Origin of the sequence: Mycobacterium sp. UM_Kg1, from assembly GCF_000972925.1 — a bacterium.
GTDB lineage: Bacteria > Actinomycetota > Actinomycetes > Mycobacteriales > Mycobacteriaceae > Mycobacterium > Mycobacterium hiberniae.
Window position 1 is genome coordinate 1 of sequence record NZ_JRMK01000157.1, and the last position, 7,904, is coordinate 7,904.

The 7,904-nt window shown below is 66.2% G+C and carries 8 protein-coding genes and 1 tRNA gene; 5 read left to right on the forward strand and 4 right to left on the reverse strand.

Annotated elements, in window-relative coordinates; all coding sequences use genetic code 11:
* Nucleotides 1-2,574: pyruvate dehydrogenase (acetyl-transferring), homodimeric type (aceE, locus tag LI92_RS18085; RefSeq protein WP_046321363.1), on the reverse strand; the 2,574-nt coding region annotated here is incomplete at its 3' end.
* Nucleotides 2,575-2,763: 189 nt separating this feature from the next.
* Here aceE and LI92_RS18090 point away from each other — a divergent pair.
* The 4 genes from LI92_RS18090 (at nucleotide 2,764) to LI92_RS18105 (ending at nucleotide 4,490) form a co-directional block, all read left to right on the forward strand.
* Nucleotides 2,764-3,351 (forward strand): Rv2240c family protein, encoded by a 588-nt coding sequence (locus LI92_RS18090; protein ID WP_502691475.1) that lies wholly within the window; start codon nucleotides 2,764-2,766, stop codon nucleotides 3,349-3,351.
* Between the two features lie 107 nt (nucleotides 3,352-3,458).
* Nucleotides 3,459-3,881, forward strand: coding sequence for a DUF3052 domain-containing protein (locus LI92_RS18095; RefSeq protein WP_046321365.1), 423 nt, complete (start codon nucleotides 3,459-3,461; stop codon nucleotides 3,879-3,881).
* Nucleotides 3,881-4,342, forward strand: coding sequence for a peroxiredoxin (locus tag LI92_RS18100; protein WP_046321354.1), 462 nt, complete (start codon nucleotides 3,881-3,883; stop codon nucleotides 4,340-4,342). Before LI92_RS18095 ends, LI92_RS18100 begins: the two co-directional genes overlap by 1 nt.
* 73 nt (nucleotides 4,343-4,415) lie before the next feature.
* Nucleotides 4,416-4,490, forward strand: a tRNA-Val gene (locus LI92_RS18105).
* Between the two features lie 26 nt (nucleotides 4,491-4,516).
* Here the strand turns inward: LI92_RS18105 and LI92_RS18110 are convergent.
* Both LI92_RS18110 and LI92_RS18115 read right to left on the reverse strand, forming a co-directional pair.
* On the reverse strand, nucleotides 4,517-6,127 hold the full coding sequence (locus tag LI92_RS18110; protein WP_046321356.1) for an FAD-binding protein: 1,611 nt from the start codon (nucleotides 6,125-6,127) through the stop codon (nucleotides 4,517-4,519).
* Between the two features lie 29 nt (nucleotides 6,128-6,156).
* On the reverse strand, nucleotides 6,157-6,948 hold the full coding sequence (locus LI92_RS18115) for an SDR family NAD(P)-dependent oxidoreductase (protein ID WP_046321358.1): 792 nt from the start codon (nucleotides 6,946-6,948) through the stop codon (nucleotides 6,157-6,159).
* Nucleotides 6,949-7,229: 281 nt separating this feature from the next.
* On the opposite strand from LI92_RS18115, the gene LI92_RS24410 reads away from it, so the two are divergent.
* Nucleotides 7,230-7,364, forward strand: a complete 135-nt coding sequence (locus LI92_RS24410) for a hypothetical protein (RefSeq protein ID WP_286135181.1) — start codon at nucleotides 7,230-7,232, stop codon at nucleotides 7,362-7,364.
* A 57-nt stretch (nucleotides 7,365-7,421) separates the two neighbouring features.
* On the opposite strand, the gene LI92_RS18120 is transcribed toward LI92_RS24410, so the two are convergent.
* Complete coding sequence (locus tag LI92_RS18120; protein ID WP_046321360.1) at nucleotides 7,422-7,754, reverse strand: ArsR/SmtB family transcription factor; 333 nt, start codon at nucleotides 7,752-7,754, stop codon at nucleotides 7,422-7,424.
* Nucleotides 7,755-7,904 lie beyond the last annotated feature (150 nt).

Here is a 7,904-nt window from a genome sequence, read left to right on the forward strand (position 1 = left end):
GACGTAGGTGCCCGGCACCCACGGCCGAATCTGTTCGGGCACCGCACGCATCCAGTCCGACACCGCCACCACCGGGCCGGCGGACTCTGCCAGCGCCTGCGTCACGTAGGCGACGCCGGCCGGGCGATCCGGGTGCCGCAGCCGCTCGCGTTCGATCGCCACGCCGTCGCGGTTGAGTTCGCCCCAGCTGGTCACCGACCAGACGTCGGCGGCCACGTCCCAGTCGGCGGCCAGCATGTCGGCGGCGCGCAGCGCCTCGGGCACCGCCACCCCCGATGCCAGGATCTGCGCGGTGTTCGGCCGGGCTTCGCCGGCCGCCCGGAAGCGGTAGATGCCGCGCAGCAGGCCTTCGGGGTCAAAACCCTCGGGCTCTGAGGGCTGCACGTAGGGCTCGTTGTAGAGCGTCACGTAGAAGTAGACGTTCTCCGGGTTCTCCCCGTACATCCGCTGCAGGCCGCTTTCGATGATGTGGGCGACCTCGTAGGCGAATGCCGGATCGTAGGAGACCACCGCCGGGTTGGTGCTGGCCAGCAGCAGCGAATGGCCGTCGGCGTGCTGCAGCCCCTCACCGGTCAGCGTGGTGCGCCCCGCGGTGGCCCCCAGGACGAAACCGCGCGCCATCTGATCGGCCGCTGCCCACAGCCCGTCGCCGGTGCGCTGGAAGCCGAACATCGAATAGAAGATGTAGATCGGCACCATCGGCTCGCCGTGGGTGGCGTAGGAGGTCCCGACCGCGGTGAACGACGCCGTCGAACCGGCCTCGTTGATGCCCTCGTGCAGGATCTGGCCGATTTCGCTTTCCTTGTAGGCCAACATCAGGTCGGCGTCCACCGAGGTGTACAGCTGGCCGTTGCGGTTGTAGATCTTCAGGCTGGGGAACCACGAGTCCATCCCGAACGTGCGCGCCTCGTCGGGGATGATCGGCACCAGCCGCGGGCCTAACTGCTTGTCCCGCAACAACTCTTTGAACACCCGCACGGCCGCCATGGTGGTGGCGACCTCCTGGTTGCCCGATCCCTTCTTGACCGCGGCATAGGTCTTCGACTCCGGCAGCGGCAACGGCCGGGATTCGGTGCGGCGGTGCGGCAGGAAGCCGCCCAGCGCGCGCCGCCGCTCCACCATGTAGCGGATCTCGGGTGCCTGCTCGCCCGGGTGGTAGTACGGCGGCAGGTACGGGTCCGATTCCAGTTCGGAGTCCGGGATCGGAATCCGCATCTCGTCGCGGAAGTCCTTGAGGTCCTGGAGCCGGAATTTCTTCATCTGGTGGGTGGCATTACGGCCGGCGAAGTAGCTGCCCAGGCTGTAGCCCTTGATGGTCTTGGCCAGGATGACCGTCGGCTGGCCCTTGTGTTCGATGGCCGCGCGGTAGGCGGCGTGCACCTTGCGGTAGTCGTGCCCGCCCCGCTTGAGATGCCAGATGTCCTGATCGGACAGGTTCTCCACCAGTGCCTTGGTCCGGGGGTCGCGGCCGAAGAAGTGTTCGCGCACATAGCCGCCGTCGTTGGCCTTGTAGGTCTGATAGTCCCCGTCGGGAGTGACGTTCATCAGGTTCACCAGGGCCCCGTCCCGGTCGGCGTGCAGCAGGGCATCCCATTCGCGGCCCCACACCACCTTGATGACGTTCCAGCCCGCGCCGCGGAAGAACGACTCCAGCTCCTGAATGATCTTGCCGTTGCCGCGCACCGGGCCGTCCAGGCGCTGCAGGTTGCAGTTGACCACGAACGTCAGATTGTCCAGGCATTCCAGCGCTCCGACGTGCAGCAGCCCACGGCTTTCCGGCTCGTCCATTTCGCCGTCGCCCAAAAAGCACCACACGTGCTGGTCGGAGGTGTCGCGGATGCCGCGGTCGTGCAGGTAGTGGTTGAACCGTGCCTGGTAGATGGCGTTCATCGGGCCGAGGCCCATCGACACCGTCGGGAACTCCCAGAAGTCCGGCATCAGCCGCGGGGGCGGGTAGGACGGCAGGCCACCGCCCGGATGGCTGTGCTCCTGACGGAAACCGTCGAGGTCATGGGTGCTCAGCCGGCCTTCCAGGAAGGCGCGCGCGTAGATGCCGGGGGAGGCGTGGCCCTGGATGAAGACCTGATCGCCGCCGCCGGGGTGGTTCTTGCCGCGGAAGAAGTGGTTGAAGCCGACCTCGTAGAGCGTCGAGGACGAGGCGTAGGTCGAGATATGTCCGCCGACCCCCACCCCGGGCCGCTGGGCGCGGTGCACCATCACCGCGGCGTTCCAGCGGATCCAGCTGCGGTAGCGGCGCTCGGTCTCCTCGTCGCCGGGGAACCACGGTTCCAGTTCGGTCGGGATGGTGTTGACGTAGTCGGTGGAGGTGAGCGCAGGGATGGCCACCCGCTGCTCTCCGGCGCGTTCGAGCAACCGCAACATCAGGTAGCGGGCGCGGGCCGGCCCGGAGCGGGCCAGCAGTTCGTCGAAGGACTCCAGCCATTCGGAGGTCTCGTCGGGGTCGATGTCGGGAAGGTAGGAGGCCACCCCTTCGCGGATCACCCGGACCCGGTCGGATTCTCCTGTGTTGCTTGGCTTTTTGGCCAGATCCTGATGTTGGGTCTCAGTGGTCAACGCGTTGCTCCTTGGTTCGGAGGTCAAGATGTGCCTCCCGGCTTGTGGCCAGGACGGGCACCGACCGATCGAATTGCCGGTCCGGTCTTTTCTATCCTGCCCCACTTGGCGCGCGGGCGGCGGTGGGTGAGTGCCCGCTGGGTGGGCTGATCTCGGCATGATTGCGGCTACGCGGTAACGTTTGAAGTTGTGCTTACCCGATGGCGGACTGCCTCGCGCGCCCAGGCGCGGCGACACGCTCGGATAGGCGCGTCCGTCGCCGGTTTCGCCGCGGCGCTGGCTATGGGCGTCGTCGGCTGTACCAACATCATCGGGGGCACCCCGGAGGCGGACACCGCCGAAGCTCCGGCCTACCGCTCCTCGGTGTCGGCGTCGGTTTCGGCCTCAGAAGCCACCTCGAGCCTGCGCGAGACCCAGCGTCAGCAGTCGATGACCACCCAGGCGGTCCGCGGCGCGTGCGGCCGGTTCGCCTCCAGCAGCAGTGACGCTGTCGACGTGGTGAATAAGTACGTGGAGGCGTTCAACAACGGCGGCGACATCTCCGGGACCGCCGGGCCGGCGATAGAGGCCCTCAACCGCAGTGCCGACGAAGTCACTGCGGCGATCAACGAGAAGCTCTCGAAGGAGCTGACCGACGCCTTCACCGCATACGCTCAGGCGGCGCGGGGAGTCGCCACCGCGATTTCGTCGAAGGCACCGGTGTCGGTTTACAACGCGCGCAAGGATGAGCTCAACCGGGCCCGGGACACGGGGATGCAGCTGTGCAAAGCCTTCTGATCCCGTCGCCCGCGGGTGGCCGGGGCATTCGCCCCCGAATTTCCCACCCGATTGTGCAACGATGATTCACAATTCATGGCGCGCTGACGATGGAAGGAGGTCGCACGGTGGTCGCGGCGGATAACGCCCCGAACTTCGCCCGCAAATTGGGCATTGAGAGCGAGCAGCTGGTCCAGGAGTTCGGCTGGGATGAGGACGCCGACGACGACATCCGTGCCGACGTCGAAGAGGCCTGCGGCAGCGAACTGCTCGACGAAGACACCGACGAGGTGGTCGACGTGGTGCTGCTGTGGTGGCGCGACGGTGACGGCGATCTGGTGGACACCCTGATGGATGCCATCACGGCGCTGGCCGATGACGGCGTGATCTGGGTGCTGACACCTAAGACCGGCCGGTCAGGACATGTGCAGCCCGCGGAGATCGCCGAAGCGGCGCCCACGGCCGGCCTGATGCCCACGTCGTCGGTCAACCTGGGGGACTGGAGCGCCAGTCGCCTGGTCCAGCCCAAGTCCCGCGCAGGCAAGCGCTGATGCTGCCCGTCGGTGCGCAAGCCCCGGACTTCACCCTCAAGGATCAGAATCAGCAGAAGGTGAGCCTGAGCGGATTCCGGGGCGAGAAGAACGTCCTGTTGGTGTTCTTCCCGCTGGCGTTCACCGGCATCTGTCAGGGCGAGCTCGATGAGCTGCGCGATCACCTGCCCAGCTATGTCAACGACGACAGCGTGGCGCTGGCGATCTCGGTCGGCCCGCCGCCCACCCACAAGATCTGGGCGACCCAGAGCGGGTTCCTGTTCCCGGTGCTGTCGGATTTCTGGCCGCACGGCGCCGTCAGCCAGGCCTACGGGGTGTTCAACTCCGACACCGGCTTCCCCAACCGTGGCACGTTCGTCATCGACAAGGCCGGCATCATCCGGTTCGCCGAGATGAAGCAGCCCGGGGAGGCGCGCGACCAGCAGTTGTGGCTCGACGCGCTGGGGGCGCTCAAGGAGTAGCCCGCACCGCTCGTCGCCGGTCGGGGGGCGTTTTGGGTCTGCGGTACCGATCCGGGTAACCTGCCCGAGGCAGGGGCGCGTAGCTCAGTGGTAGAGCTCTGGTTTTACACACCAGCGGTCGGCGGTTCGATACCGTCCGCGCCCACCAACTAAAACACTGGTTCGGATCTAGGCCTATTCAGGGGCTGCGGCCGCCTTGACGGAAGCGGCGGAATCACTACCCGCACGGCGCCCGCTGAATATGCAGTCAGCGATCGATAAGCCGCTGACGTAACTGTTCGAACACACTCCGACTGCGTTGCGGCCGGCAGCGTAGAGGCCCGGCACGGTGCCGCCGTCGCGGTGCACCACTCGCCCGGTCCGCTCGTCGACGACCAGACCGCCCAGGGTCAGACCGGGGATCGGATAAAACGGTGAGGAGTCGGCGGAGATGTTGATCGAATAGAACGGACCCTTGATCAGGGGCGGGCACAGCGAGGTGTCCTTGTGCGCGGGATCGCCTGTGCCACTGGCTAGGCCGGCGTTGTATTCATCGACGGTCCGGCGCAGCCCGCGGGGATCGATCCCGTTCTTGCGTGCGATCCCCTCCAGTGACGGTGCCTTCCTGTGTCCAAGGGTGAACAGATATATCAGCTGCAGGCGTTGGAAGATCTGGGTCTGTTCCCGTACCTGATCGCGGACTTTCTGCCACGTCGCGGCGTCGTAGATGGCCCAGCCGGCACCGTCGAAATCGCGCATCAGCACGTTGCCGTGTGTCGCGCCGTAGAGGTCTTCGTTCGCGATGCGCCGACCGTCTCTGCCGACGCTGAGACCTTCGAGGAATGCGCTTGGCGGTGCGAGGAAGCGCCACGCGGTGACGTTCCCCATTTTGTTCGTCACTCCGCCCGCGTCCAGTCCGAGCGCGATGCCGCCGCCGTCGTCGCCGGGGGTGCCCAGCGGCGAGATTTTCAGGAACTCCGGTGCGTATTCGGCCATCCACGAACGGTTGTAGATGAAGCCCCCGGCCGCGAGGATCACTGCGCCGGCACGGGCCTCACCGCTGACCGCGCCTTGTGCCCAAACGGCCTCTGCCCGAGCAACGATGCCCTTGACGAGTCCGGGCATCCAGGTGGCGACCTTTCCGGTCGACTTGGTCAACAGTGCGTACTTGCGTGCGTTGGGGTGCGTTAGCGCCAGTGCCCGGTAACGGACTCCGCGAACCCGTCCGCTCTCGTCCTTGATCAGGGAATCCACTCGCGCGAGCGGGAGGAAGACGACTCCTTTGGACAGCGCGGAGCGCTTGAGCTTTTCGAACAGCACCTTTCCAGAGCTCATACCGGGGGCTACCACGCGGTGCCCGCGCGGCGCCGGCCGCGCATGCTCGAGGTAGGGGTGGGCCTTTTCGTTCCCGGAGTAATACAAGTAGTAGTCGTCGGTGGGATAGGAGGTCTTGTAGGACGACACGGTGCCGCCCTTGAACTCGAGCCTCTGCGCCTTCAGCCACTCGATCATGTGCGGGCTCTCGCGGCAGAATCGATCGAGGGTATCGCCGCTGACGGCATCGCCGACCTCGTGCTGCAGGTAGGCCCGCATGTTCTCGGCGCTGTCTTCGTACCCGCCGGCGTGTTGTTCGGCGGTTCCGCCTCCGGCATAGACGATTCCGCCGGACAGCGCCGTTGCTCCGCCGCCATACCCGCGGTCCAGAACGAGGACTCGAGCACCGTTGTCGGCGGCCTCGATGGCGGCGGCAGCGCCGGCGGCTCCAAAGCCGACCACGATGACGTCGTAGTCAGAATTTGGTGGCATATTCACTCCCGCAAGAGCATCGGTGGCAATCAAAGGACAGATTTGATCTGCTTGGCAACAAGCCGGGTAGTGCGTTTCGCTGATATACGCGACAGGATGTCGAGGACTCGTGCGTCGGTGCCGATCAGGACTCGGAACCGATCTTTCGCTATGCCGTCGACGATCCTGGCCGCGGCGGCTTCCGGAGTGACCGAGCGGACCTTCCGCCCACCGGCATCCAGCATCTCGACACCGGAGTTGCCGGTCAGATTCGTCGACACGTTGCCGGGAAAGACGGTCACCACATGAACTTTCGTGTCACATAACTCGCCGTACAGTCCCTCGCTGAACTGCTTCACCGCACCCTTGCTGGCGCTGTAGAGGGTCTGGCTGGCGAACGGCAGGAGGGCCGACAGGCTCGACATATTCGTCACGTTGGCTTCCGGCCGGGCCAGCAGGACCGGTAGGAATGTCCGGCACATGGTCACCATGCCGGTGAAGTTCACTGCCATGATTCGATCGAGATCCGTGACCGAGAGATCGGTGAACGGCGCAAACCGGTGAATCACACCCGCGATGTTGACCAGGCCGTCGATGCTGTTGTGCACCTTCAACACGTCCCCGGGCAAGGCGGCAACGGCATCTGCGTTCGTGATGTCCACCGGGTGGGTGGACACCGAGGCTCGGGTACCGGCGATGAGTTCAGCAGTACGGGCCAAGCCGGCTTGGTCCAAATCGACCGCAGCTATCCGTGCCCCGCGCCGGGCCAGCGCGAGTGCGACTTGCTGGCCCATCCCGTTGCCGGCACCGCTGACGACGAAGACCTTGTCGGATATCTGCACCAGGGCTCCTCGGGCGCTACGTGAGTCACGGGCGGCCGGTAAGGGGTCGGCGGCCTTCAGCGACGTAGTCTGCGACGCCGGACTGCTTACGCGAAGGCGGCCTCCCGGCCAGCGGTCAGTCCGGCGGCGGGCTCAGCGTCGCGACGTCCAGCCGAACCAGTTGTTTGACCCCGCCCCAGATCGTCAATGCGGTGTGCATGACCACTTCGCCGACACCCAATGAACCGACCCCGTCGTCGCCCCCGGTTCCGCCTGGCAGAACGCCGACCGGAGCATGGGGCGTGCCCCCGACCACCAGTCCGCAGTTCACGCCCACCGGCCGCACCGGCAAGCCGGCCGGTGTCCGGGCGGTGCTGTGGCTGAGCCTGCTGGTCCTGGTCGGGGCCATCGCGTTGCTCATCGTTTTCGCCGCCTGAGGACGGGCTTCACCGCCTGGTCACGGCTTCGCCGGCGGGGGTGGCCCACCGGCGGGCTCAGCGCGAGTGCGCGTGACCGGCGTGCTCGGCGTTGAAGACCGCGTCGGTGACCAGTTGGCAGACGTGTTCGTTCTCCATGCTGTAGAAGATCGTGGTGCCCTCGCGGCGGGGGCGCACCAGCCGGGCCATTCGCAGTTTCGCCAGGTGTTGCGACACCGACGGCGCGGGTTTGCCGACGTGCTCGGCGAGTTCGTTGACCGACATCTCCCGGCTGGTCAGCGCCCACAGCACCTGAACCCGGGTGGCATCAGCCAGCATCCGGAACACCTCGACGATCAGGCCCACCTGATCCTCGGGCAACCGGTCAGCCGGGCCATTATCTGCATGCATACGCAAATAGTAAGCCTTGCTGGCGGCAGGGTGGCAACCCTCGGCTCCTCCCGAACCCGGCAGGGGCGGTCGGTAATGTCCAGCGGGCAAGCTTTCAGCGCTCTAGCGGAGGTAACTCGATGTCGACGCAGTCCATGCGCCAGCCCATTC